18 protein-coding genes are annotated in these 23800 nt (G+C 69.8%); 10 read left to right on the forward strand and 8 right to left on the reverse strand.

Annotation, left to right across the window (positions count from 1 at the left end):
* Positions 1 to 373 precede the first annotated feature (373 nt).
* From FJV41_RS02595 to FJV41_RS02610, 4 genes are read left to right on the forward strand one after another with little or no spacing between them, the layout of a single operon-like run.
* Entirely contained in the window at positions 374 to 3628 is a 3255-nt protein-coding gene (locus FJV41_RS02595) for a lantibiotic dehydratase (RefSeq protein ID WP_141640785.1), read from the forward strand.
* The gene (locus FJV41_RS02600) at positions 3625 to 4581 is read left to right on the forward strand and encodes an efflux RND transporter periplasmic adaptor subunit (protein WP_141640786.1); all 957 of its coding nucleotides are present in this window, start codon (positions 3625 to 3627) and stop codon (positions 4579 to 4581) included. Before FJV41_RS02595 ends, FJV41_RS02600 begins: the two co-directional genes overlap by 4 nt.
* A complete protein-coding gene (locus FJV41_RS02605) occupies positions 4574 to 6793 on the forward strand; it encodes a peptidase domain-containing ABC transporter (protein ID WP_141640787.1) in 2220 nt (739 codons plus the stop codon). Before FJV41_RS02600 ends, FJV41_RS02605 begins: the two co-directional genes overlap by 8 nt.
* A gap of 4 nt (positions 6794 to 6797) precedes the next feature.
* A complete protein-coding gene (locus FJV41_RS02610; RefSeq protein WP_141640788.1) occupies positions 6798 to 8189 on the forward strand; it encodes an MBL fold metallo-hydrolase in 1392 nt (463 codons plus the stop codon).
* Between the two features lie 9 nt (positions 8190 to 8198).
* Here the strand turns inward: FJV41_RS02610 and FJV41_RS02615 are convergent, their stop codons facing one another.
* Positions 8199 to 9113, reverse strand: coding sequence for an efflux RND transporter periplasmic adaptor subunit (locus FJV41_RS02615; RefSeq protein ID WP_141640789.1), 915 nt, complete (start codon positions 9111 to 9113; stop codon positions 8199 to 8201).
* A gap of 241 nt (positions 9114 to 9354) precedes the next feature.
* Positions 9355 to 9537 carry a class I lanthipeptide gene (locus tag FJV41_RS02620; protein WP_141640790.1) on the reverse strand — a complete coding sequence of 61 codons (183 nt, stop codon included), beginning with the start codon at positions 9535 to 9537 and terminating at the stop codon, positions 9355 to 9357.
* A gap of 322 nt (positions 9538 to 9859) precedes the next feature.
* Between FJV41_RS02620 and FJV41_RS02625 the strand changes: the two genes are divergently transcribed.
* On the forward strand, positions 9860 to 10897 hold the full coding sequence (locus FJV41_RS02625) for a lantibiotic dehydratase (protein WP_181790350.1): 1038 nt from the start codon (positions 9860 to 9862) through the stop codon (positions 10895 to 10897).
* Positions 10898 to 10904: 7 nt separating this feature from the next.
* Here FJV41_RS02625 and FJV41_RS02630 read toward each other — a convergent pair whose 3' ends face one another.
* Complete coding sequence (locus FJV41_RS02630; protein ID WP_141640792.1) at positions 10905 to 11696, reverse strand: S1 family peptidase; 792 nt, start codon at positions 11694 to 11696, stop codon at positions 10905 to 10907.
* Between the two features lie 164 nt (positions 11697 to 11860).
* Here FJV41_RS02630 and FJV41_RS02635 point away from each other — a divergent pair, with 164 nt between their 5' ends.
* Positions 11861 to 12094: a hypothetical protein gene (locus FJV41_RS02635; RefSeq protein WP_141640793.1), complete on the forward strand. Its 234-nt coding sequence runs from the start codon at positions 11861 to 11863 to the stop codon at positions 12092 to 12094.
* 170 nt (positions 12095 to 12264) lie between these two features.
* Positions 12265 to 13557: an adenylate/guanylate cyclase domain-containing protein gene (locus tag FJV41_RS02640; RefSeq protein ID WP_246136952.1), complete on the forward strand. Its 1293-nt coding sequence runs from the start codon at positions 12265 to 12267 to the stop codon at positions 13555 to 13557.
* A 63-nt stretch (positions 13558 to 13620) separates the two neighbouring features.
* On the opposite strand, the gene FJV41_RS02645 is transcribed toward FJV41_RS02640, so the two are convergent.
* The 3 genes from FJV41_RS02645 to FJV41_RS02655 form a co-directional block, all read right to left on the reverse strand.
* The gene (locus FJV41_RS02645; RefSeq protein ID WP_141640794.1) at positions 13621 to 15663 is read right to left on the reverse strand and encodes a WD40 repeat domain-containing protein; all 2043 of its coding nucleotides are present in this window, start codon (positions 15661 to 15663) and stop codon (positions 13621 to 13623) included.
* A 103-nt stretch (positions 15664 to 15766) separates the two neighbouring features.
* Positions 15767 to 16495: an SDR family NAD(P)-dependent oxidoreductase gene (locus FJV41_RS02650; protein WP_141640795.1), complete on the reverse strand. Its 729-nt coding sequence runs from the start codon at positions 16493 to 16495 to the stop codon at positions 15767 to 15769.
* A gap of 43 nt (positions 16496 to 16538) precedes the next feature.
* Complete coding sequence (locus tag FJV41_RS02655; protein WP_141640796.1) at positions 16539 to 17051, reverse strand: hypothetical protein; 513 nt, start codon at positions 17049 to 17051, stop codon at positions 16539 to 16541.
* Positions 17052 to 17235: 184 nt separating this feature from the next.
* Here FJV41_RS02655 and FJV41_RS02660 point away from each other — a divergent pair, with 184 nt between their 5' ends.
* From FJV41_RS02660 to FJV41_RS02670, 3 genes are all read left to right on the forward strand, one after another.
* Positions 17236 to 19485 carry a S41 family peptidase gene (locus tag FJV41_RS02660; protein ID WP_141640797.1) on the forward strand — a complete coding sequence of 750 codons (2250 nt, stop codon included), beginning with the start codon at positions 17236 to 17238 and terminating at the stop codon, positions 19483 to 19485.
* A 587-nt stretch (positions 19486 to 20072) separates the two neighbouring features.
* A complete protein-coding gene (locus FJV41_RS02665) occupies positions 20073 to 22151 on the forward strand; it encodes a sodium-translocating pyrophosphatase (RefSeq protein WP_141640798.1) in 2079 nt (692 codons plus the stop codon).
* A gap of 394 nt (positions 22152 to 22545) precedes the next feature.
* Positions 22546 to 22743 (forward strand): hypothetical protein, encoded by a 198-nt coding sequence (locus FJV41_RS02670; RefSeq protein WP_141640799.1) that lies wholly within the window; start codon positions 22546 to 22548, stop codon positions 22741 to 22743.
* A gap of 43 nt (positions 22744 to 22786) precedes the next feature.
* Here FJV41_RS02670 and FJV41_RS02675 read toward each other — a convergent pair whose 3' ends face one another.
* Positions 22787 to 23434, reverse strand: a complete 648-nt coding sequence (locus tag FJV41_RS02675) for a hypothetical protein (protein ID WP_141640800.1) — start codon at positions 23432 to 23434, stop codon at positions 22787 to 22789.
* Positions 23435 to 23508: 74 nt separating this feature from the next.
* Positions 23509 to 23775: a hypothetical protein gene (locus tag FJV41_RS02680; RefSeq protein ID WP_246136953.1), complete on the reverse strand. Its 267-nt coding sequence runs from the start codon at positions 23773 to 23775 to the stop codon at positions 23509 to 23511.
* Positions 23776 to 23800: the final 25 nt, after the last annotated feature.

A 23800-nucleotide genomic window follows, 5' to 3' on the forward strand; every position in this document is an offset into this window, starting at 1 on the left:
ATGAGTGCTTGGAAGGCCAGGGCGCGGAACGGGCGCAATGGCAGAGGATGAGAACATCAGCACCCAGGGCGCCTGCGACCCGGTGGGTCTGTTCGTGAAGCCATCCGTGGACTGCTTTGTGACAGCACCGCCAGCCCCTGGAGCGCCGTCACGGTGAAGGGGATGGATGGCAATACAAGGTTCACGCCACGAAGCGTGACGCGGTGCGGAATCCGTTGCAGGCAACCCGCCCGCCTGCCGCGGACCGCCTCAATCATTGCTTCAAATCATTAATTCATGAAAAGCCTGGGACCGGGGAGAGGGGCGCGTTGACGGAGGTAAGCGCATCCACTATCCCCATGCCCACGACCCAGTCCGTCACCATGAGACATTCTTGACCCACGACACCCGCCGCCCCTCCGCGCGGAAGGCTCCCTTCCGTCACGACGGCTTCCTCGCCATCCGCACCCCGCTGCTGTCCTTGGACGTGCTGGTGGAGTGGGCGAGGGGACTCCAGGCGCCAGGCGCCCGTCCAGAGGAGCGCGAGGCGGCGCTGGCGCAAGATCGCACGCTGCTGCGTCAGCGGCTGCGCGAGCACGTGGAGGACCCGCTGGTGCGCGAGGCGCTGTTCATCGCCTCGCCCTCATTGACAGACAGTCTCCCGACGTGGCTGGAGACGCCGGAGTCCGAGTCAGGGCAGAAGGTGGAGCACACGCTGGTGCGCTATCTGTCGCGCATGGCCGGGCGGGCCACGCCCTTTGGCTTGTTCGCGGGCCATGCGGTGGGCGGCATGGGGGAGACAGCGGCGCTGCGCATCCAGGGGCGCTCCGGCGTGCGGCGACACACCCGGCTGGACATGGACTACGTGAGCGCGCTGGTGGCGCACGTGAGCCAGACGCCGGAGGTGCTCAGCGCGCTCCACTACGTGCCCAACTCCAGCCTGTATCGGGCCGGCGGTCAGCTGCGCTACCTGGAGTCGCGGCTGCGCGGGCGTGAGCGCTCGTACCACCTGGTGGCGGTGGAGCCGGAAGCCCACCTGGAGCGCACCTTGGAGCTGGCCCGGGGTGGCGCCACGCTGGCGGCGCTGTCCGCCGCGCTGGTGGTCTCAGAGGACGTGTCCGAGGACGAGGCGCTCGAGTACGCGCGAACCCTGGTGGAGGCGCAGTTGCTGGTGAGCACCTGGGCGCCCGTCGTCACGGGGCCGGAGCCGCTGCCCTCGCTGCTGGAGGCGGCCCGGGCCACCCCCGCGCTGGCGGCCGTGAGCGAGCGGCTGGCCTCGGTGGCCGCCACGCTGGCGGACCTGGACGCGCGGCCCGCCGGCCTGCCGACCGGGGCCTACCGCGAGCTGGCGCGGACGCTGGAGGCGCTGCCGGTGCCGGCGGAGCTGTCGCGACTGTTCCAGGTGGACATGTTCCGCCCCGCGGGCGAGGTGCGGCTGCCTCGCCAGGTGCTGGACGAGGTGGCCCGCGGAGTGACGCTGCTCCAGCGCATCTCCCCCTCGGTGGGAGATGCGCCACCCCTGGCCCGCTTCCGCCAGCGACTGATGGAGCGGTACGAGGGGCGCCCGGTGCCGCTGCTGGAGGCGCTGGATGAGGAGAGCGGCGTCGGCTTCATGACGTCGAGGGCACCCGGCGCGGGCACCGGGCCGTTGCTGGCCGGCTTCTACTTCCCGGTGAAGGGAGGGCAGGACGGCGCCCGGTGGGAAGCGCGCTGGACCCACCTGCTCCACCGGCTGGAGTCCGTGCGCCGCGCGGGAGAGCTGGAGCTGTCGCTGGACGAGGCGGACCTCCAGGCGCTGGAAGCGCCCCGACCGGCGCGGCTGCCGGAGGCCTTTGGCGTGGTGGGCACGGTGCTGGCGGACTCCCAGGAGGCGGTGGATGCGGGCCGCTTCCGCTTCCTGCTGGAGAACGTGCACGGCCCATCGGGGGCGCTGTACCTGGGGCGCTTCTGCCATGGGGACGCGGCGCTGGAGGCGGCGGTGCGGCGCTACCTGCGCGCCGAGGAGGCGCTGCGTCCGGACTGCCTCTTCGCGGAGGTGGTGCACCTGCCCGAAGGCCGCGTGGGCAACATCCTCTGCCGGCCCGCGCTGCGCGAGCACGACCTGGTCTTCCTGGGCCGCTCGGGATTGCCGGAGGCGTCTCAGGTCAAGATGACGGACCTGTGGGTGTCCGTGGAGGAGGGCCGCATCGTGCTGCGCGCGGGCCGGGCGGGGCGCGAGGTGGTGCCGCGGCTGACGAATGCGCACAACTTCGGGGCCCACGGCCTGGGCGCCTACCGCTTCCTGGGCATGCTCCAGTCCCAGGGCGTGGAGGGCTTGCAGTTCCAGTGGGGACCGCTGGCGGATGCGCCCTTCCTGCCGCGCGTGGTGCATGGGCGACTGGTGCTGGCTGCCGCCAGGTGGCAGGTGCGCGGCGACACGTTGAAGGCGTGGGGCGCGGCCCGAGGCGTGGCGCGCTTCGAGGCGGTCCAGCGCTTCCGCGAGGAGGCGCGCCTGCCGCGATGGGTGTGCCTGAGCGACTTCGACAACCAGCTCCCGGTGGACCTGGACAACGTGCTGAGCGTCGAGTCCCTGGTGCAGGTGGTGAAGGCGCGCCCGCGCGCGACGCTGGAGGAGTTGCTGCCCGGCCCTGGGGACGTGTGCATCGAGGGTGAGGCGGGGAGCTACACACACGAGGTGGTCATCCCCTTCCTCCACCAGGCGCCGGAGGCTCGGGAGCCCGCCACGGACACGGCCTCGCCCACGCGGACCCGCGCATCCGAGCCGGCCGCGGTGCGCGCCTTCCCGCCGGGCTCGGAGTGGCTGTACGTGAAGCTGTATGGCGGCACCGGCACGCTGGACCGGCTGCTGCGCACCACGCTGGGCGAGGCCGTGCGCGCGGTGGTGGCGAGCGGCGAGGTGGACCGCTGGTTCTTCCTCCGCTACCACGACCCCGAGCCTCACCTCCGGCTGCGCTTCCACGGAAGCCCGAGGCGATTGGACACGGAGGTGTGGCCGCTCCTGCGCGAGGCGTGCGCGAGCGCCCTGGCTTCGGGCGAGGCGTGGCGGCTGCAACTCGACACGTACGAGCGCGAGGAGGAGCGCTACGGCGGCCCCGCTGGCATGGAGGCCTGTGAGGCCGTCTTCCAGGCGGACAGCGAGGCGGTCCTCTCCCTGCTGGAGTCCTACCCGGGAGACGCCGGCGCGGACCTCCGGTGGCGTCTGGCGGTGAAGGGCCTGGACGCGCTGCTCGAGGACCTGGGCCTGGGCCTGGACGCGAAGCTGGAGGTGATGGAGCGGCTGCGGCGCGATTTCGGCGCGGAGTTCAGGGTGAAGCGGCCCTTCGAGACGCAGCTGGACTCCCGTTTCCGGAAGGAGGGTCGCGCGCTGGAGGCGCTGCTCCAGACGCCGTCCGACGCGCAAGGCCCCTGGCAGCCGGGCCTGGTCGCCCTGCGGCGCCGGAGCGAGGCGATGAGGCCCGTTGTCGAGCGACTGCGACATGCGGAAGCCGAAGGCCGGCTCACCACACCGGTGGCGGTGCTGGCGGACAGCCTCCTGCACATGCACGTCAACCGGCTGTTGCCCGCCGACCAGCGTGCCCAGGAACTCATCCTTTATGACTTCCTGGCCCGCCTGTATCGTTCGCGCAGGGCCCGGACGATGAAGACATGAGCGACGCGCAACCGCCTCCGCAGAAGCTCTTCCGCCAGGAGGCGTTGGAGCACCACGCCCGTCCGGAGGCCCGGGGCTCGCTCCTTCGCATCGTGCCTGGCTGGACGAACGCGGTCTGGTGGCTGGTGGTGTCGCTCGTTGTCGTAGGCGGCGTGGGCCTGGCGCTGGTGGACGTCAACGACTACGCGCGCGGCCCGGTGCTGGTGCGCATCAAGGGCATGGAGGAGGTCACCGCCACCGCCGGAGGCCGCGTCAGTCGCGTGCTGGTGCACCGGGGGGAGCACGTGCGCGCGGGCCAGCCCCTGGTGGAGCTGTACGCGGGCGACGAGACGGCGGACCGGGAGCGGGTGGAGGAGGAGTTCCGCTCGCAGCTGGCCACGTGGCTGCTGGAGCCGCTCAACGCGGACACGAGGCAGGCCCTGGCCGGCCTGCGGGCCCAACTGGAGCTGAGCGAGGCCCGGATGGGCGAGCGCGTGTTGAAGGCGCCTCGGGACGGACAGGTGGGCGAGGTGCGCGTGCGGGAGCAGCAGTTCCTGGCGCCCGGCGAAATCGTCGTGTCGCTGGTGCGCGAAGGCGCCGAGGCGTGGGCCGTGGCCCTGTTGCCCGGCCAGTACCGCCCCATGTTGCGTCCGGGGCAGCCCCTGCGCCTGGAGCTGACGGGCTTCCCCTATGCGTGGCAGTCGCTCCAGGTGGCCTCCATCAGCGACGAGCTGGTGGGCCCCGCCGAGGTGCGCCGCTACCTGGGCCCCGGCATGGGAGACGCCGTCACCGTGGACGACGGCCCGGTGGTGCTCGTGGAGGCGCGCCTGCCCCGGGAGACCTTCGAATCGGATGGAGAGACGTACGCGTACCACCCCGGCATGGCGGGCGAGGCCTGGGTGAAGGTGCGCGCGCGCAATGGTTGGTTGACGCTGCTGCCGGTGCTGGAGCTGCTCGGGAAGCGCCGTGACTGAGCCCACCTCTCCGCCCTCGTGGTCCGAGCGCTTCCCGGCCTTGCAGCGGCTGGGGGCCCGCTTCGGCCGTCGTCGCATCCCCGTGGTCTCCCAGATGGCGGCCACCGACTGCGGCGCCGCGTGTCTGGCCATGGTGCTGGGCTATTGGGGCCGCCACGTGAAGCTGGACGAGGTGCATGCGGCCGCCGGCCTCACCATTCGTGGCATCTCCGCCCGCGCCATCCTGGAGGCGGGCCGGCGCTTCGACCTGGTGGGCCGCGCGGCGCAGGTGGACATGGACCAGCTCCACCTGCTGGAGCCGGGCGCGGTGCTGCACTGGGAGTTCCGGCACTTCGTCGTCTTCGAGCGCCTGTCGCGCGCGGGCGTGGAGGTGGTGGACCCCGCCTTCGGTCGGCGCCACATCTCGTTGGAGCAGTTCCGAAAGTCCTTCACCGGGGTGGCTCTGCTCTTCGAGCCCTCGGAGACCTTCGAGACGGCGGCCCCGCGCCGTGGCCCCAATCGCTATCTGCGCCTGCTGCTGGAGGAGCGGCCCGCGCTGCTGCGCGTGGCGGTGATGTCGCTCCTGCTCCAGTTGTTCGCCCTGGCGCTGCCGTCGCTGACCGGCGCGGTGGTGGACCGGGTGGTGCCCAGCGGCGACGTGCCACTGCTGGCCACGCTGGGGGCGGGGATGTCGGCGCTGGTGGGCTTCCAGTTCCTGTCGTCGCTGGTGCGCGCGCACCTCTTGCTGCAACTGCGCACGCACCTGGACGCGCGGCTGACGCTGGGCTTCCTGGACCACCTGGTGCACCTGCCGTTCTCCTTCTTCCAGCTGCGCTCGGCGGGCGACCTGATGAACCGCCTGAACAGCAACGCCACGGTGCGCGAGCTGCTGACGGCGGGCACGCTGTCCGGGCTCCTGGATGGCAGCCTCGTCCTGCTCTACCTGGGGCTGCTGTTCGCCGGCAGCGCGAAGATGGGCGCGCTGGTGACGGTGCTGGCCCTGCTGCAGGGCGCGGTGTTCCTCTTCTCCAGTCGGCGTCAGCGAGAGCTGATGGCGCAGAACCTGGAGGTGAGCGCCTCGGCGCAGAACTACGAGGTGGAGCTCTTCACCGGCGTCCAGACGTTGAAGGCGATGGGGATGGAGGACCGCGCGGTGCAGCACTGGTCCAACCTCTACGTGGACGTGCTCAACGTGTCGCTGGAGCGGGGCAGGGTGTCGGCGCTCACCGACTCGCTCACCGCGACGCTGCGGATGGCCTCGCCGCTGGTGGTGATGGGGCTGGGGGCGCTGCTTGTCATGGAGGGGCAGCTGACGCTGGGGCAGATGCTGGCCCTCAACGCCCTCGCGGCGGGCTTCCTGCTGCCCGTCTCCAACCTGGTGACGACGGCCTTCCAGCTCCAACTGGTGGGCAGCTATCTGGCGCGCGTGGACGACGTGCTGGAGGCGACCGCCGAGCAGCCGCCGGGCGCACAGCGCCGCAGCCACAGGCTGGAGGGGCGCATCCAGGTGGAGGGCGTGTCGTTCCGCTACGGCCCCCACTCGCCGCTGGTGGTGCGGGACGTGTCCGTCACCATCGAACCGGGCCAGTTCGTGGCTGTCGTCGGCGCGTCTGGCGCGGGCAAGACCAGCCTGGCGCACCTGCTGCTGGGGCTGTACCTGCCCAGCTCGGGCACCATCCGCTACGACGGGGTTGCGCTGCCGGAGCTGGAGCTGAAGGAGCTGCGGCGGCAGATGGGGGTGGTGCTGCAGAACCCCTCGTTGTTCCGGGGCGACGTGCGCCGCAACATCGCCTATTCGGACCCGCTGATGCCGCTGGAGGTCGTGCAGGAGGCGGCGCGGCGCGCCCAGGTGCATGACGATATCTCGGCCATGCCCATGGGCTACGAGACGGTGTTGAGCGAGATGGGCTCCTCGCTGTCCGGCGGTCAGCGGCAGCGGCTGGCGCTGGCTCGCGCCCTGGCCTCCAACCCCTCCATCCTCCTGCTGGACGAGGCCACCAACGCGCTGGATGCGCGCACGGAGCGCGCGGTGCAGGACGCCTTGTCGGAGCTGCGCTGCACGCGGGTGGTCATCGCCCACCGACTGAGCACCGTGCGCGAGGCGGACCTCATCCTGGTGATGAAGGGCGGCCAGTTGGTGGAGCAGGGCACGCATGAGGCGCTGATGGAGAAGGGCGGGGACTACTTCGATTTGGTGTCCGCGCAGGACCGTCCGCGGAAGGCTGCGGGGTAGGGCCATGCGCTTCGCGCCGGACGTCATCATGGACCTCACGCCGCTGCCGGAAGGCGTGGGCGGCGTGCCCTTCACGGAGCTGTTGCACGGGTTGCTGCGCGAGGGCTTCGAGCCAGAGGGTTCGAGGCGCCTGCTGGAGGAGGCCCGCGCGCGGCTGGGAGGGCTGCTGCGCCCCGAGGGCGTGGACGACGGTGGCTTCCTGGTGGAGCCGTCGGTGCTCTTCCCTGAACAGGGCGAGTGGTGGTGGGTGCTCCAGCAGGGCGAGGCGCGCTGGCACACGCGGTTGGCGGTGGCGGACGTGGCGGCGGTGGCCGACTTCCTGCGTGCCACGGCGCTCGCCTCCACGCTGGATGACGTGCGCGAGGCGTGGCCCTTCGACGAGGCGGGATGGCGCGACACGCTCTTCGCACACGTGCCGCATCCCACGCCCTGGAAGGAGCCTTCCGGTCCAGGCATCTACCGGCGCGAGCACGCCAGCGTGGTCATCCGCTCGCGGACGACGTCGGTGCTGGTGGACCCGATTCCGCTCCAGCGGCGGATGAATCACATCGGTCAGGCGCCGGGGAACCTCGCTCCGGGGAGGCTGGGCGCGGTGGCCATCACCCATGGCCACGTGGACCACTGGCACGTGCCGTCGCTGCTGTCCCAGCTGACGGACGCGACGGTGCCGGTGCTGGTGCCCCAGGTGCCCCGGCCCAACCTGCTGACGATGCAGGACTTCGCCCAGGTGCTTGGCACGTGCGGCCAGCATGCGCTGGCGCCCAGGTGGGGCGAGACGGTGCACGTGGGCGACATCCGCGTGGACGTGCTGCCTTTCTACGGAGAGCAGCCCGCGCCGGAAGGTCCCCCGCTGGGCGAGGGCCTGCGCAGTTGGGGCAACTGCTACCGCTTCACCACCGAGGACTTCAGTTGCCTGTTGCTGGTGGACAGCGGGACGGACCCGGAGGGCCGCATGGAGGCGGTGGTGGCGCGCTCGCGACGGGAGCTGGGGCCGGTGGACGTGGTGCTGTCGTGCCAGCGCGAGTTCCTCTCGCCCTTCTTCGGCGGGCTGAGCCACTACTGGGCCGCGCTGCCATGGGCGCGGCTGCGTGCGTTGTACGCGGACCATCTGGGCGGGCGGTTGCGCAGCGCCACGGCGGGCCCCTCGGGTGTGGCCGAGGTGTGCGCCGCCGCGGGGGCGCGCTGGTTCATGCCCTACGCCAACGGCTTCGAGGGCGTGGGCAGCGCCATCCGCGATGTCGGCTGGGGGCTGGGAGAGCCCTCCGAGGCGGCCTGTGGCGCGGCGGTGCGCGACCACCTGACGGCGCTGGGCGCCGACACGAGAGTGCTGGACTGGAGCCCGGGAGACGTGGCGCGCTTCGAGCGTGGCGAGCTGCGGTTGGACGTCACGCGCTGAAGGAAGCGCTCAGGGCACCGTGGCGGCGCGGCCGCGCGCGGGGCTGTCGGGCTGGAGGTACACGTCCGCCACCAGTCCGCTGGCCAGTCGGCCTCGCAGCGCGTCGGGGACTTGGAGCAGGGCCTCCGCCTTCTGGTGGCGCGAGGCGGGGTCCACCTCCGGCGACAGCCGGTCCACCGTGGCCGTCAGCTCCACGCCCACCGTGCTCAACAGCACCCGCACGGTGTCTCCGGGACGCAGCCCGGGGGCCAGCCGCTCCGGCACGGCGAAGCGCAGCCGCAGTTGTTCACTCACCAGCCGCAGCACCGGCGTGTCCCTGGTGACGCGCATGCCGGGCGTGAGGTACTGCTCGGTGACGATGCCGGTGAAGGGCGCCTTCAACCGCGCCAGGGCCACGTCCCGCTCGGCCTGCGCCATCCGGGCCTTCGACGTGCCCAGCTGCGCTTGCGCCAGGTAAAGGTCCGCTTCCGCCATGGCCACGTCGTTGCGCGCGGTCTCCTCTGCTTGGGCGGCGGAGAAGTCACGGATGCGCTGCTCGCGCTCCAGGCGCTGTCGGGCCTGGGCCAGGACAATGACGGCACGCTGCGCGATGGCCTCGGACGCCCGCGCGGTGGACTGACGCGCGGCCAGCTCCAGCCGCATGGGCTCTGAGTCCACCGAGGCGACCAGCTCGCCCGCGTCCACGCGCTGGCCCACGTGAGCCTTCACCTCGCTCAGCCGGCCCTCCACCTCGGCCACCAGGTCCAGCACCTGACTGGCCACCACCACGCCCAGCAGCGGCCTCGGCGCGGACAGCACCTGCTCCGTGGGGGCCGGCGTGGGCGTTTGCGCCAGCGCGCGCCCCGAGGTCGCCAGCATCAGCCCCGTGAGGGCTCCCGCCCGCGCCCATCTCCGCCGGTAACGCACTGCTTGCCTGGAACTCATGCCGTTCACCGCAGTGTAGCTCAGGAGGCGGGCCTCGACACGCTGGCGGCGGGGGCCCGGGTGACAGGCTGGCGAGCGAAGAGGCGCGGACGAAAGGCGCACTCCCTGCCGTCGGTCCTCGCGCGCGAGTCTCGGTGGACAGCCCGAGGGCTGCCGACCGGGACGGCCTCGCGGCGCGACGTTCGTTCAATGACTCGCGCGCGGATGTCGCAATCCCGGTTCAGCGCGCCCGTCAGTGATTTCACAGGGTGCGGGTGCGCGGCACCACGGTGGGCTGCACCGTCTTCGAGGGGCTGTTGTCGATGTCATCGATGGCGAGCGACACGCCACCCATCACGCCCTCCAACTGCGGCAGCTCGGCGGAATCGAGCGTGCGCAGGGTCTCCTTCTTCAGGGTGAGCTTCTTCGAGGGTCGGGTGCTCATGGCTGGGCGCTCCTGGTCCGGGATGAGTGTTCGAACACCGCACGCCCCACGGGTCGCACGGGACGGGCAAGCCTAGGTCACGCAAAACGACAGCCTCAAGAAAAACCTGCACTATTGCTGTATTTCGAAACCCGAGGGTTCCCTCTCCGAGACGACATCGCCCCGCGACAGGCCTCCCCGAACTCCCCCCTCGACAGACGGGCGTGAGCGCCTGGCGGGGCGGACGCGCCCGGAGCGCGCGTCTGCCTTCGTCGCCGCGGACTTCTTCGTCCTTCGCACCCCATTGCTGCCCTTCGATGCCCTCACGTCATGGAGCAAGGGATTGGAGGGCCTGGAGGCCGCGCCGGGTGAGCTCGAGGAGGCGCTCCAGCGAGACACGTCGCGACTGCGCGCGCGGTTGCGGCATTGGGTGGAAGCACCGCTCATCCGGGAGTCGCTCTTCATCGCGTCCCCGGCGCTGGTGGAGAGCCTGCACTACTGGCTGGAGGACGCCGACTCCGAGCAGGGCCGGAAGGTCGAGCGGACCCTCGTGCGGTACTTCGCGCGGATGGCTGGACGCGCTGGAGCCCACTGGCGCCACCTGTTGACCCGGCTGGCGGCCTGCTGGCGTGAGAAGTCGTGGGAGCTGGTCCTCACGGAGGATGACCTTCGCGCGCTGGAGTCCCGGGACACACCACCGCTGCCGGAGCCCTTCTCCATCGTGGCGACCGTGGTGGTGGGTGCCAGCACCGAGCATGTGGACAACGGCGCCTACCGGCTCGTCCTGGAGAGCCTCTCGGGGCCTTCGGGCGCGGTGATGCTCGGCATCCTGGCGCGGCGCGGAGCCCAGATGCGGCCCTTCGCGGAGAAGCTTCGAGCAGCCGAACGTGAAGGCCGGCTCACGCTCCCCGTGGCCGGACTGGCCGAGAGCTTCCTGCACATGCACCCCAACCGGATGCTGGCGAGCGACCAGCGCGCGCAGGAACTCATCCTCTCGGCACTATCGCTCGCGGCTGGCGAGGACCCTCACGGGCGGCGCATGAGGCCAACGCGAAGGGCCGTCGTCAACTCGCTTCGCTCAGTCCGGAAGCCCTCTCCCACGCCGAGCCCGCGCTACGGGCGGGGCGGTTTCCCGTCGTCGCTGGGGAGCGGCGGGGCACCCCCCCCGAAGTGCTTGCGGATGTGGTCGCCGAAGAAGGTGATGGTGGTGGCCACGATGACGAGCACGACAGACAGAAGGATGAAGGTGGTTTTCAATATCTTGAGCATGGAGCCTCGGTGCCATTCTAGAGGGAGCGGTCACCCCCCTCGAGGGGACGCGGCGGATGGGGCAGTGAGGAGCGCTCCAGCAGATGTCCGAGGAGAGTGGCACGGGGCCTGATGAGGCGCTATCCGGTATAGGAGCGAATCCACGTCACGTAGTTCGCCACGTTGGTGAAGATGGTGAACTGCTGGCAGCCGCCCGTGCCATCCCAGCTCATGACACCGTGCAGCTTGCCATTCAGGACGAGCGGAACCCCCTCATCCCCCTGGCAGGCGCCGATGCGCTGGTTCACGAGCACCATGCACAGCTCAGCACCTTCCACCGGATTTCGGAGGATGACCCACGCGCAATTCGTCGGGGGTGAGACAGGCATGCTCGCATACTTGAGCTGGGTCGTGGTGCCTCCTCCTGTCCCCGATGTGCCCCACCCCGTGACGGTCAGCGAGGTTCCGATGTTTGGGGGGCCGGACGGGAAGGCGACGGGAGACACCGCGGTGGTCACGATGAAGGGCTGGGCGACCTGGATGACAGCCACGTCATGAAGGGGTGCATCGTCCACCACCCCGTAGTCGGGATGGGGAATCCAGCGCATCACCGACCGGGCCTGCTGGGTGGGCTCGGTGACGTCGATCCTGACTTCGCCCATCACCACCGTCAGCTCGGAGGCCGTGAATCCTTGGAGGCAGTGCGCGGAGGTGACAACCCAGCCAGGCTGGACCAGTGCGCCGCCGCATTTCGTGACGCCACGTCCCAGGATGCGGACGTGATAGGGGAACTCCCCCACGTGCGCATCATCTCCACCCCGGATGGTCTGGGTTGCCGCGCTGATGGATTCAGCCTCCGGTGCCGCCACCGGAGTCCCGCATGCCAGCACTCCGGTCACCGCGAACCCCACGAGCCACGCTTGCTTTGTCATCGGCCCTCCATGTCGAGTGGCGGGAATCAGCGCGCGTGAGCAGCACCTGCGCCCGCTCCCGGGAATCCTCGCACAGTCGAGGATGGTCTGCCATTGTGTGGCCCTCGCAACCAGGTGGTGGGAGCAACAGCGCCGTGGCTCGATGCCGTCCGGCCTGGTGGGGCATGCCCTCCTTCTTCCTGGACCTGCTCCATGGCGCTCGCCTGCACGGCGGGGTTGGCGTTGATGGGTGGCTGTGCGCCGCGGTGCGCGCGGTGGTGGTGTCCACCCAGGTGGCGCTCGCGATGATGTTGCTGGTGGGGCAGGGCTGCTGGTGCGGTTTGTCTGTTCAATCACGGCATTGTCGACACGTGCAATGTCATTGCCCCTGGGGGCGACAGACGCGGGGTTCGCAATGAATTGTCCCGCGGGACGGAAGGCGGGTTGGCGATGTGTCCCAGGCCCGTGTCCCGCGCCTTGGATTGAAATCGGGCGTGAGGGGCGCGATGTATCGCCGTGTATCCCGGGCCGTACCGGGAGTATCACCTGTCACCCCGTGAGTCGGGGCCTCTGGTAGCGTGCGCGATACATGGTTTCGACGCTCGTGACTCCTCTTCCCGAACCGGCTGAGCCGGACCTGTCCATCGCCTTCGAGCGTAACCTCGTCAACGAGCAGATTCGCGTGGCGCGGCGCCTGGGGGCGCTGCGCTTCGTCGGTGTGCTCGCCTGGCTCTGCCTGAGCGTGGGCCTTGCGTGGCCCGCGTCCCCGGTGGCGCTGGGCGGGTATCTGGTGCTCGCGGGTGCGCTCTGGGCGGTGGCGGGAGGGGTCGCCCGCTGGTGCCGGTTCGCGGGCATGGCCGTGGCGCTGGTGGACGCGCCCATGGTCTTCCTCCAGCAGTACGTCACCCTCCAGGCCGGAGTGCCCGCCGACCTCGTGGGGCCCATGTCCTGCGGGGTGTACTGCGTGCTCCTCGCGTTGTCGGTGCTGTCGCTGGACGTGGGCACCGTCGCGCTCTGCGCGGTGATGAGCATGGGCTTCACGGTCACCCTGATGAAGCTGGGCGAGCCTGGCGCGTGGAATCTCGCCCCCGTGCTCGTCGTCATCCTCGGCGTCACGGCCCTGACGCTCGGCTACGCCACGCACCGCATTCAACGCCTGCTGCACGGCATCTCCCGCGAGCAGGCCCGGCTCGAGCGGCTGGGGCGCTACTTCTCCCCCGAGGTGGCTCGCCACATCGCGGAGCGGGGGACTGGACTGGCGAATGGCCAGCATCGCGAGGTGACGCTGCTGTTCTCCGACATCCGAGACTTCACCTCCATGTCCGAGCGGATGGACAGCCCCCGGGTGGTGGCGCTGCTCAACGAGTACCTGTCGCGCATGGTGGAGGTGGTGTTCCGCCATGGCGGGACGCTCGACAAGTTCATCGGCGACGGCATCCTCGCGTACTTTGGCGCGCCTCTGGACCACCCGGAGCATGCGCGCGCGGCGGTGGCGTGCGGGCTGGAGATGCTCGACGCGCTGACAGTGCTCAACGAGGAGCGCGTGGCGCGGGGCGAGGAGCCGCTGCGCATCGGCATTGGCATCCACACCGGCCGCGTCGTCGTGGGGGACGTGGGCAGCACCCAGCGGCGCGAGTACACGGTGATTGGCGACGCGGTGAACCTGGCCAGCCGCATCGAAGGGCTCACCAAGCAGGTGGGAACGCCGCTGCTCGTGTCCGCGACCACGCGCGCCAACGCGGGAGAGACCTTCACCTGGTCCCCCGCGGCCCCGGTAGCGGTGAAGGGAAAGAGCGAGCCGGTGGCCACCTTCGTGCCCGGCGTGGGCATCGCGCTCCTCGCGGGGCCTGTCGGGGCACGGGTCGTCACTCCACACGGTTGATTGAAACCTCGGCTCCGCCGTCGCCTCTTTCCACGTCGGTCCGTGGCGCACCCGGGGCTCGCGCTAGCGGGAGTCTTCCGGCGCGCCCGCGAGGGACTCAGGCGCTTCGAGCTGGACGGCGGGCCCCATCCAACCAATCGAGGAGTAGGGAAGGACTTCCTCGGGGCCCGGCCCGATGCGGCCCTGGATGCGGAGGCGGACCCCTTTCCCGGTGACCTCCAACAGGGTCGCGAGGTCCGTGACGAGGCCGTGGTAGCCGAGCCGCACCAGCATCACCTGACCGATATAGGGGGTGAGGTTGTCGCGGCAAAGGTCGGGGCCCCGCGTGAAGACGGGCTGGGCCTGGTAGTGATTGGTGGGGAGTTCGCCGGGCGGAGGAGTCGGGGGCTTCACCGCATGTCCCCTGGCGCTGTCCTCCAGTCGCGTGTGCCGCGTCCCCAGGGCCCAGCTCCAGGGCCAGGCATATTGCCCGTCGACGGCGAACATCAGCCGGCGTTCAAGCTTCTCGAGCAGTCCAGGAGGGCAGGATACGGTGCCGTCCGACCGCACGTGGGTGAAGGCCCAGCCTCGCTCCGTCGGGAGGAACTGCCCTGGCTTCTCTGGCCAGGGACACCAGGAGGCGGGTGGGGGCAGACGGCCCGCTTCGAGGTCGAACGAGGCCTGCGTCCTCAGCTCTCCGTTGGATGCGCTCCAGAACGCGAGCGCATAGGGACCGATGCCCACGAGCGTGTCGTCGCCTCCCCAGAGCAATCCCTGGAGGCCCTTGATGGCGGTGAGCCGGCGCAGGCGGCGGGGCTTCCGCCCGATGGCCCATAGCTCGACGCCACCGTCAGTGGTCAGGCACGCGGCCACGGTGCCATCGGGGGACCAGGCCCAACGGTGGGTGTCGGTCTGGTCACTGGGGTGCGCGAGCGCGGAGAGCTTCAGCCGACACAGGAAGGCTTCGTCCTCGAAGATGCAGACGGTGGGATGGACATAGTCATCCATGAGCACCGCCAGGCGTCGTCCATCGGAGGACCAGACGACCTCGCTGATACCGACATGAGGCTGCTTGCCGGGGATGCGTTCGACGAGCGTGGCGAGGTGCTCGCCGGTGTGCCCATCGATGAGCTCGAGCCGTTGGTCGTCATGGACCAGGCGCGCACCGTCGGGTGAAAACGCGATGGGTGGTTTCACGCCTCCGAGCTGGAACTGGCTCGTGCCGCTCGCCACGTCGGTGGACGATGCGCCGCCCGTGCCGGCGTAATCGAAGGTCTCCTCGTCCCAATCGCCTCCCGGCGTAAAACGGTAGCCATGAACGCGGGAGCCATCGCGGCTCCAGCGAACCCACGTGTCCGGGTTCGGGCGGTCGCGAGGCGGGACCGGCGGTGGCGGGCACCAGCGCACGTCCGTGCAGTCCTCGTTGAGCGAAGCGCCTTCCCGGAATGGGACGATACAGCCGAGTCCTCCGTCGGGGCCGGGAGTGGAGACGAACAGGCGCGTCTCGTCGGGCGACCAGCACCAGGCGGGAAGGTGTCCGAGGTTCTTCACGTCCTCGGGGCGCTTGACGTAGCGGGGATCCGGCGAGCCCCAGCGCCGGGTGACGTCGACCTTGAAGGACGGAGGGCCCGCGGAGAAGGGACGCAGCGCGCCGATGACGACGTCATTGAAGACGACGCCGAGCCACTGGCCCGACGGAGACCACTGGAGGCAGGAGGACACCCTGCGACTCGCCACGCCCTTGTCGAAGCCGTGGCTGGCGACGACTCGGCCCGTCGCCAACTCCCAGATGCGCACGTCGCCCCCGAAGAAGCCGAACCAGGCGTCGACGCGGAGGCTGGCGACGGCCAGATGCCTTCCGGAAGGGCTCAACGCGAAGGAACTCTGGTCGCCCGAGGAGTGCGGCGTCTCCACCAGCCGCGCGCCCGTATCCAGGACGCGCTCGGAGACCCATCGGTGGAGGTCCGTGACGCCCCTTCGGCGCTGGAGTCGCCGCAGCCGCGCCCGCAGGGGAGGCAGGTCCCTGTGGGCCTCGAAGTGGCTGAAGTCGGCCTGCTTCAGCAGCGACTCGAGGGCCTCGTCGGAGGAGTGGTTCAGGGCGTGGAGGTCGATGAAGGGGCCTGGCATGGAGTGGGTTGCCAGGGCGCGGCGGCCGCGCCCCGGTCCTCGACAGGAAGAACGAGGCTGCTCACGCGGGGTCGCGCGACATCGCCTCAAGTCGACGAGGCGCTCACACCGCCGTCCATCCTCCGTCCACGTCGAGCACCATGCCGGTGGCGTAGGCGCACGTCGCCAGGAACCAGGCCGCGTCGGCCATGTCCCGAGGGACACCGGGCCGCTTCATCGGGACGTTGCTCGCGAGCGTGTCCAGGAACGCGCCCACCTGCGAGGCGGGCACGCCCCAGTCGATGGCGGTGTCGCGCGTGAGGCCCGGAGACAGGACGTTCACCCGGATGCCCTTGGGCGCGAGCTCGATGGCGAGCGAGCGGCCCATGGCGTTGATGGCGCCGCACAGGCCCGCGCCGCCCGCGTAGTTGGCGAGCGCCGCGTGGCCCGCGATGCCCGAGCACAACACGATGGCGCTGCCTTCGGCCATCTTCGGGACGGCGTAGCGACATGCGGAGAGCTGGCCGAAGAAGCGGTCATTGAAGAGGGCCCGCCAGGCGCTCATCGGCACCGTCTCCACGGGACCGAACACCGCGCCGCCCGCGCACGTCACCAGCAGGTCCACGCGTGGCACGGAGTCGATGAGCCGCTGCACCTGCGCTTCGTCACCGACATCCGTCACCACGCCCCGGGCGCCATGCCCGATTCGCGCGAGGGCTTCGTCCATGCGCCCCTTGTTCCGTCCCGCGATGACGACCTCGGCCCCTTCAATGGCATATCGCTCGGCGATGGCCAGTCCAATGCCTGTGCTGCCACCCGTGATGATTGCGAGCTTCCCATCCAATGCGCCCATGGCTGTCTCCAGTCGAAAGGGGCTCCACGTCCACTGCCGCCATTCAGAACCCCGGGTTGAAGCCTCCCTCGGGAAACGCCTGCTTCGCGAGTTCCTGCATCACCGGGAAGCCGTCCAGGAAGCCTGCCTGGGCGGCGGGGATGGGTTTGCCGCTCGCGTCATGGAAGGCGATCTCCCGACACGTGAAGCAGACCACCGCGTCCACCCACGTCTTGCCAATCCAGAAGCGGAAGGCGATGTCCGGGTTGAACCCACACTTCCTCGGAGGATAGGACGCGGGGTCCTTGGCGGAGACCCAGAGGTCCGCCAGGGCCCGGCGTTGCTTCGAGCTCAGCTCGGGACCCTCCTTGGGGAGGAGGAAGAAGCCGCTGCGAGGAGTGGTGTCGTCGCGTGCGGGCCCCATGTCCCACGTCTGGTCATTGTCCGCGAGGAAGATTTGCACCCGGTCCGGGCGGCGGAAGAAGTCCTCCGGGGTGGGCGGGGTGGAGCGCCCCGCGGCGCTACACGCGGTGGCGGCCATGGAAGACAAGAGGAGGGTGAGGATCGCTGTGCGCATCCGCCCAGCCTAACCCTGACCGCGTCAGCGTCGCACGACCTCAATGGCGATGATGTTTGTGATGTGTTGGGCCAGGGCTCCCCGCCCACTCCGTGGCGGATTCGAAGTGCCGCCGCCATCCCTTCGAAGGCTTCTTGAAACTGGGCTACTCTCGCAGGCTCCATGCGACATGGGGGTTGGCACGATGAAGCGCGCTTGGCTGCGATGGATGTCGGTGTTGAGCCTGGGAGCCCTGTTCGTCACGGGCAATGCCCTGGCGCAGGCTCCCGTCACGGTGTCGCCGGAGACGCTCCGGGCCGAACGTCGGGTGAAATTGGTGAAGCTGTGGGGCGACGTCCGGTTCCGCCATCCCAGGGCCTTCTCCATGCCCGCCGAGTGGGATGCCGCGTTCCTCTCCGCGCTGCCCAAGGTGGAGGCGGCGGGGGACTCGGCGGCCTATGCCGCCGCGGTCCAGGGCATGCTCGCGACCCTGGGAGACGGGGCCACGCGAGTGGAGTCCGAGAAGCGTCCTGACGCGGGCCAGCCCCCCACGCTTCGCGCGCTCAAGAGCTGGGAGAAGGATGTCCTCGTGCTCGACCTGCGCAACCTCCTGGGGCCACAGGGCTCCACGTCGTTGCAGGAGTTGAGGACGACGCTGGACGCGGACGCGGCGAAGGCTCGCGCGGTGGTGCTGGACTTGCGCATGCGCGGTCTCAAGCGCTACGGCCTCGCCTGGATGGTGGCGTCGTTGTTGCCCCACCTCGTCGACGGTGAGCTGCGTGTTCCCGGTCTGCGCGATGTTCGCCACAGTGGCCTGCGGCCACAGGGTGAAATGCAGGGCTTCTACGGCAGTGAGTTCAGGATACCCACGGACGATGTCGTCACGGGCACTCCGGGCAAGAAGCCCGCGCTGCTCGTCTTCCTGGTCGACACGGACTCCGCCATCGACCAGCCCGTCCTGGCCCTGCGCGCTCGCGGCAAGGCGCTCCTGGTCGCCGAAGGCCCACTCGATGACGGCGCCATGAACAACCAGGACACCTTGCCGCTGGGAGAGGGCTACAACGCCTTGCTGAGCGTGGACGAGCCGGTGCTGCCCCTGGAGGCGGACGTGAGTCGCCCCGCGCGTGTTCGTCTGGAGGGCCCGGATGAAGGGATGCGCCAGGCGCTCCTGCTGGCCTCCCGCCCTCCTCCCAAGCCGAAGGCTTCGGCCGCGCTCCCCCGGCCCGCGCTCCCCTGGCGCCCCGAGCCAACCTACAAGGAGGCGCTCTATCCCTCTCGTGAGCTGCGGCTGCTGGCCGGGGCCAAGCTGTGGACGGTGGTGCGCTTCTTCTTCGCCTACCGGGAGCTGATGGACCGGCCCTGGGACAGTCGCCTGCCAGGGCTGCTCGAGAAGCTGGAAGCGGCGAAGGACGCGAAGGCGTACGTGCTCGCGTTGGCCGAGGCGACCACCTGGCTCCAGGACGCCCATGCGATGGTGCGAGGCCACCCGGAGCTCCAGCGGTTCTACGGCGCCATCCCGCCGGTCTGGGTGACGGACCTCGATGGCAAGGCGGTGGTGGTGGAGGTGCACGAAGCGGCCTCCTCGTCGGGGCTCGTTCCAGGTGACATCATCGAGAAGGTTGACGGGGAGCCCATCGACGCACTGGCGCGCCGGTTCGCCCCCTACGTGGCGGCCTCCCTCGCCAGCTACCACAGGGACCTGACCCTGCAGATCGCGCTTGGGGGCGAGGTGGGCTCCACCGCCGTCCTGGGCGTGCGAGGTGCCAAGGGGCCCAAGGAGGCAAAGCTCGTCCGCACGTCTCGGCGGAATCTGCCTCCCTCGAAGGCGGAGTCCTACCGGCTGCTGGAGGGAAACCTCGGCTTCGTGGACCTGGGGAAGCTGGAGGTCCAGGACGTGCCCGCGATGTTCGAGAAGCTCAAGGACACACGCGGCATCGTGTTCGACCTGCGCGCCTATCCCCGTGGCACGATGTGGGCGCTCGGGCCCTACTTCGACGTGAAGGGCTCACGCCCCTTTGCCTGGTACATGCGCCCCTACGCGGGAGGACAGAACGTCGGTTGGGTGAAGTACGTCGACTCGCTGCGGGAGACGGACCTCCCCAAGTATCGGGGCCGCACGGTGACGTTGATCGACTCGCGCACCATCAGCCAGGCCGAGCACACCGGGCTGCTGCTGAAGGCCGCGGCGGATACCGTCTTCGTGGGCAGCGCCACCGCGGGCACCAATGGCGACGTCACCGAGGCGATACTGCCCGGAGACATCTCCTTCTATTTCACCGGTCAGCAAGTGCTCCACGGGGACGGCCGGCAACTGCAGCGCAAGGGCCTGGAGCCCGACGTGAAGCTGCGGCCGACGGTGGCGGGACTCCAGGCGGGGCGTGACGAGCTGCTGGAGCGCGCGCTCCAGATTCTGCGCGCGGAGCCCCCCAACAAGCCCGCGTCCTCAAGTCGCTGAGCGGCGCCTCCCGTCTTCGCCGGTGCCGCCACGCATGTGCCAGGGCCGGGGCGCATGCGTGGCGCTCACGTCTTCTCTGGAATAAGAGATTTCGAGATAAACATGTCTACATCCACCAAGAAGATGGACAGCCGATCCGCCCTTCCCAGGGCGGGCGGGCGTCGTCTCCGCGAGCCCTGATACAGGCGCTGAGCACCGCTTCCGCCCGGTGAAACGGGCGCGGACGAAGAAGTCGGGATTCACCCCACGGGTGAAACACAGACCATGATTTCGCTCTGGGTGCGTGCGGCCTGGCTCCCGCCTGGGATGTGACACTGGGAGCGGGTGCTCCCCGCTCCCCGGCCAGGCGCTCGCCGAGAATGACTCGGAGTGAAGCCCCTTCCCCGTGGAGGCGTGAGAGCGGGCGTCATGAGCCCTTCTTCGCCTCCCTGCACCAGCGCCCTCCCTCGACAGGCCGCCTCCCTGATCGCTCCCAGAAGGCTCCCAGGTTCGGTGGAAATCCCGTATAGGGCCTGCTCGCAACGTGCGCGGCACGCGAGCGCCCCAGAGGGGGGATATCAGCCCCGGGGACTGCTCTGGAGGATTGGATGGAGTTGTCGAGTCTCGAGTCGAATTTCTGGGCAATCGCACCGGGTGTCATCGGCGCCGTGGGGCTGCTCTTCTCTGCGTTCTTCTACTTCCGGGTCAAGGCACTCCCCGACGGCGACGCGACGATGAATCGCATCGCGGGCTACATCCGCGAAGGCGCGATGGCGTTCCTCGTCCGTGAGTACAAGGTGCTCGCGGTGTACTGCGCGGTCATCGCGGTGTTCATCGGCTGGGCCCTCGGCGGTCTCGCGAGCGTGAGCTTCGTGGTGGGCGCGTTCCTGTCGCTGCTCGCGGGCTACATCGGCATGAAGGCCGCGACGTTCGCGAACGTGCGCACCGCGCAGGCCGCTCGCACCGGCTCGAAGCCGAACGCGCTCCTGGTCGCCCTGGATGGCGGCGCGGTGATGGGGCTCGCCGTCGCCGGCCTGGGCCTGATTGGCATGGGCGGCGTCTACTACTTCTTCAAGGGCCACGCGCAGCTGTCGCCCATCCTCCACTCGTTCGCCGTGGGGGCCAGCTCCATCGCGCTCTTCGCGCGCGTGGGCGGCGGCATCTACACCAAGGCCGCGGACGTCGGCTCCGACATCGCCGGCAAGGTCATCGAGAACATCCCCGAGGACGACCCGCGCAACCCCGGCGTCATCGCCGACAACGTGGGCGACAACGTGGGCGACGTGGCCGGCATGGGCGCGGACATCTACGAGTCCATGGTGGCCGCCATCGTCGCCGCCATGGCGATTGCCCTGACGGCCAACGCCACGGAGCTCTCCCGCCTCGTCGTCGACTCCTCGGCTACGGGAGGCGCGAAGGTGGCCGGCGTGGTGCTCCCGCTGGTGCTGTCCGCGGTGGGCCTCATCGTCAGCCTGCTGAGCATCTTCATCGCGCGCGCCCTCAAGAAGATGAACCCCGCGCAGGTGCTGCGCAGCGCCCTCATCCTGCCCCCCGTCATCCTGGTGGGCCTGTCGTTCGTGATGATGAACGTGTTCGGACTCTCCCAGAACATCACGGTGGCCCTGGCCGCGGGCGCCTTCGGCGGCGCCATCATCGGCCTCGTCACGGACTACTACACGTCCTCCACGCCCGTGCAGCGCATCGCGGAGGCGTCCATCACCGGCGCCGGCACCAACCTCATCCGCGGCCTCGCCGTCGGCATGGAGAGCGTGGGCATCTCGATGGCCACCATCGCGCTGGTGGCCTACATCGCCGACCAGGCGCTCGGCCTGTACGGCATCGCGCTGTCCGCGGTGGGCATGCTGGGTGGCACCGCCGTCGTGATGACGGTGGACGCCTACGGCCCCATCTCCGACAACGCGGGTGGCATCTCCGAGATGTCCGGCCTGGGCCCCGAGGTCCGCGCCATCACCGACGAGCTGGACGCGGTGGGCAACACCACGGCGGCCATCGGCAAGGGCTTCGCCATCGGCTCGGCGACGCTCACCGTCATCGCGCTCTTCTCGGCGTTCAACATGGAGGTCAACCACACGCGCATCGCGGCGGGTCTGCCGGAGATGAGCCTGCTGCTGACCAACCCGAAGGTCATCGTGGGCCTGCTGCTCGGCTCCATCCTGCCGTTCATGGTGGGCGCCTCCACGATGCTCGCCGTCGGTCGCGCGGCGGGTGCCATCGTCGAGGAGATTGGCCGCCAGTTCCGCGAGATTCCGGGCCTGATGGAGCTCAAGGCGGACCCGGACCCCAAGAAGATCGTCGACATCGCGACCAAGAGCGCGCTGCGCGAGATGATCTTCCCGGGCCTCGTCGCCGTCGTCGCCCCGCCGCTGGTGGGCTACGTGCTGGGGCCCAGCGCCCTGGCGGGCCTCCTGGCCGGTGCGCTCGTCGTCGGCGCCACCATGGCCCTCTACATGGCCAACGCGGGTGGCGCGTGGGACAACGCCAAGAAGTACATCGAGAAGGGCAAGCTGCCGGGCCACGCGAAGGGCTCGCACGTCCACAAGGCCGCCGTCGTCGGCGACATGGTGGGCGACCCGTTCAAGGACACCTCGGGTCCTGGCGTTGCCATCCTCATCAAGGTCATGAGCGTCGTCTCGCTGCTCGTGGCCTCCCTCATCGCGCTCCGGTAGTCCGCGTGATGTGGCGCGGCGCCTCGGTTCCGAGGCGCCGCATGGCAGTCAGTGGCACGGACCTCGCGGCCTCCTCCAGGGGCCGCGTGGGTCCTCGGAAGCTCCGACGGGAGGAAGACGCGGGCCTTTGGCCCCTGCGCACCTCCTGGACGCGTGAGCCCGCAAGCGGCTCGCTCCTCCAATGTCAGACAGCGAACACCTCACGGACTCCGCCATGCGGGGCACCGGGGCGGTGCGTGCGCGCGTGCTACCTTTCGGGGTGTTTCGCGACCGCCTGCGCACCAGGCATGGGGGGGCAGCAGCAGCGACCCTCGCGAGCCTGACGCGCTCGCACCCGCTCCCTCGGGTGTGAGGGATGAGTGCCACCGCTGTTCCGCTGTCAGAGAGGTGTCCCATGGTCCTGGAGCTCTCCCAGCAGCAGATTCATCTCCTCTACGCCTGTCTGGCTGAAAGCATCGAGGACCTGCATGACGAGGTCATCCACACCGACATGCGCGAGCTGCGCGACTCGCTGAGGGACAAGCTCCATCAACTGCAGGCCATCCAGCGCCAGGTCGCGCCCCTGATGCAGCGGGAGCAAGTGGTCCGTTGACGCCGACCGCGCGCCAGGCGCGTCGGCGTCTGGGATTCGGGCGTCAGGGCTGGAGCGACACGCCCGCCTCGCCACGGCGCTTCAGCTCGCCCGCGGCCTGCACCGCCTTGACGAGCGTGATGACGATATAGGCGCGGATGATGAGGCCGAAGACCTGGGGCTTGCCGCCCTGGTTGATGGTGTCCATCACCGTCAGGACCGTGTCGCTGAGGTACAGGAGGATGGCGAGGATGGGGCCCGCGCGGGTGCCGCGATAGGTGAAGAATCCAAACACCGCGGTCACCGCGCCGAAGAGGAGGGAGCCCACGCCCATCCCCAGGGCTGTCAGCGCCTCATTCTCCGTCACCATGGCGACCACGCCGAGCAGGGTGTTCAAGCCCGCCAGGAAGTAGAGCATGTACGCGGCGGACTTTATCCGCTGCTCGGGGTCCGTGGAGGACCCGGGCAGGGGCAGCCCGTTGCGCAGCACCGCCAGCTCCACGTTGAACACCCCGGATTGGATTTGAACGCTCAGGGTGCTTCCGTCCGGGAGCGTGAAGTTCACGCCCTTCTTGAGCTCGGACGACCCGCCGTCCGTGGTCCCCACGACCTTGCCATCGAGGATGACCGTGAACTTCTTCCAGGCCAGTCCCCACGACAGCTCCAGTCGTTGCGGCCCGCCTTCCTCCAGCGCCAGCTTCTTCGCACCCATGTGAAGCCCCCACCTCCGACCCGGACCGGGTCGGGAGGCCGACGCTAGCCGTCCGAAGAGGGGCGATGCAAAGCTCAGCTCCGCGCCATCCATCCCAGTCCGATGATGAGCAGCACCGTCAGGTGGAACCAGCCCACGTTGCGAGCGAGCAGGGCCCAGCCCTCGCCCGAGCCCGGTGAGGTGCCGCGCCGGATGGCCGCCAGCTCCTGGTAGCCGAGCACGAGCCCCACGAGTCCCGGCACGAAGCCGATGAAGCCCACGGTGGCGAAGATGAGCGCCAGCGTCGCGCGCTGAGAGGGCTTCTCCCCCAACGCCACCGTGTGACAGCGCGAGCAGAGCATCCGTCCCACCTGCCACTTGCGGCAC

The organism is Myxococcus llanfairpwllgwyngyllgogerychwyrndrobwllllantysiliogogogochensis (assembly GCF_006636215.1).
GTDB classification, from domain to species: Bacteria; Myxococcota; Myxococcia; order Myxococcales; family Myxococcaceae; genus Myxococcus; species Myxococcus llanfairpwllgwyngyllgogerychwyrndrobwllllantysiliogogogochensis.

Coding starts and splice junctions, on each gene's coding strand:
- FJV41_RS02600 (WP_141640786.1), top strand. CDS start 3,625: ATGAGCGACGCGCAACCGCCTCCGCAGAAGCTCTTCCGCCAGGAGGCG.
- FJV41_RS02610 (WP_141640788.1), top strand. CDS start 6,798: ATGCGCTTCGCGCCGGACGTCATCATGGACCTCACGCCGCTGCCGGAA.
- FJV41_RS02615 (WP_141640789.1), bottom strand. CDS start 9,113: ATGAGTTCCAGGCAAGCAGTGCGTTACCGGCGGAGATGGGCGCGGGCG.
- FJV41_RS02620 (WP_141640790.1), bottom strand. CDS start 9,537: ATGAGCACCCGACCCTCGAAGAAGCTCACCCTGAAGAAGGAGACCCTG.
- FJV41_RS02630 (WP_141640792.1), bottom strand. CDS start 11,696: ATGACAAAGCAAGCGTGGCTCGTGGGGTTCGCGGTGACCGGAGTGCTG.
- FJV41_RS02635 (WP_141640793.1), top strand. CDS start 11,861: ATGCCCTCCTTCTTCCTGGACCTGCTCCATGGCGCTCGCCTGCACGGC.
- FJV41_RS02640 (WP_246136952.1), top strand. CDS start 12,265: ATGGTTTCGACGCTCGTGACTCCTCTTCCCGAACCGGCTGAGCCGGAC.
- FJV41_RS02645 (WP_141640794.1), bottom strand. CDS start 15,663: ATGCCAGGCCCCTTCATCGACCTCCACGCCCTGAACCACTCCTCCGAC.
- FJV41_RS02650 (WP_141640795.1), bottom strand. CDS start 16,495: ATGGGCGCATTGGATGGGAAGCTCGCAATCATCACGGGTGGCAGCACA.
- FJV41_RS02655 (WP_141640796.1), bottom strand. CDS start 17,051: ATGCGCACAGCGATCCTCACCCTCCTCTTGTCTTCCATGGCCGCCACC.
- FJV41_RS02660 (WP_141640797.1), top strand. CDS start 17,236: ATGAAGCGCGCTTGGCTGCGATGGATGTCGGTGTTGAGCCTGGGAGCC.
- FJV41_RS02665 (WP_141640798.1), top strand. CDS start 20,073: ATGGAGTTGTCGAGTCTCGAGTCGAATTTCTGGGCAATCGCACCGGGT.
- FJV41_RS02670 (WP_141640799.1), top strand. CDS start 22,546: ATGGTCCTGGAGCTCTCCCAGCAGCAGATTCATCTCCTCTACGCCTGT.
- FJV41_RS02675 (WP_141640800.1), bottom strand. CDS start 23,434: ATGGGTGCGAAGAAGCTGGCGCTGGAGGAAGGCGGGCCGCAACGACTG.
- FJV41_RS02680 (WP_246136953.1), bottom strand. CDS start 23,775: ATGCTCTGCTCGCGCTGTCACACGGTGGCGTTGGGGGAGAAGCCCTCT.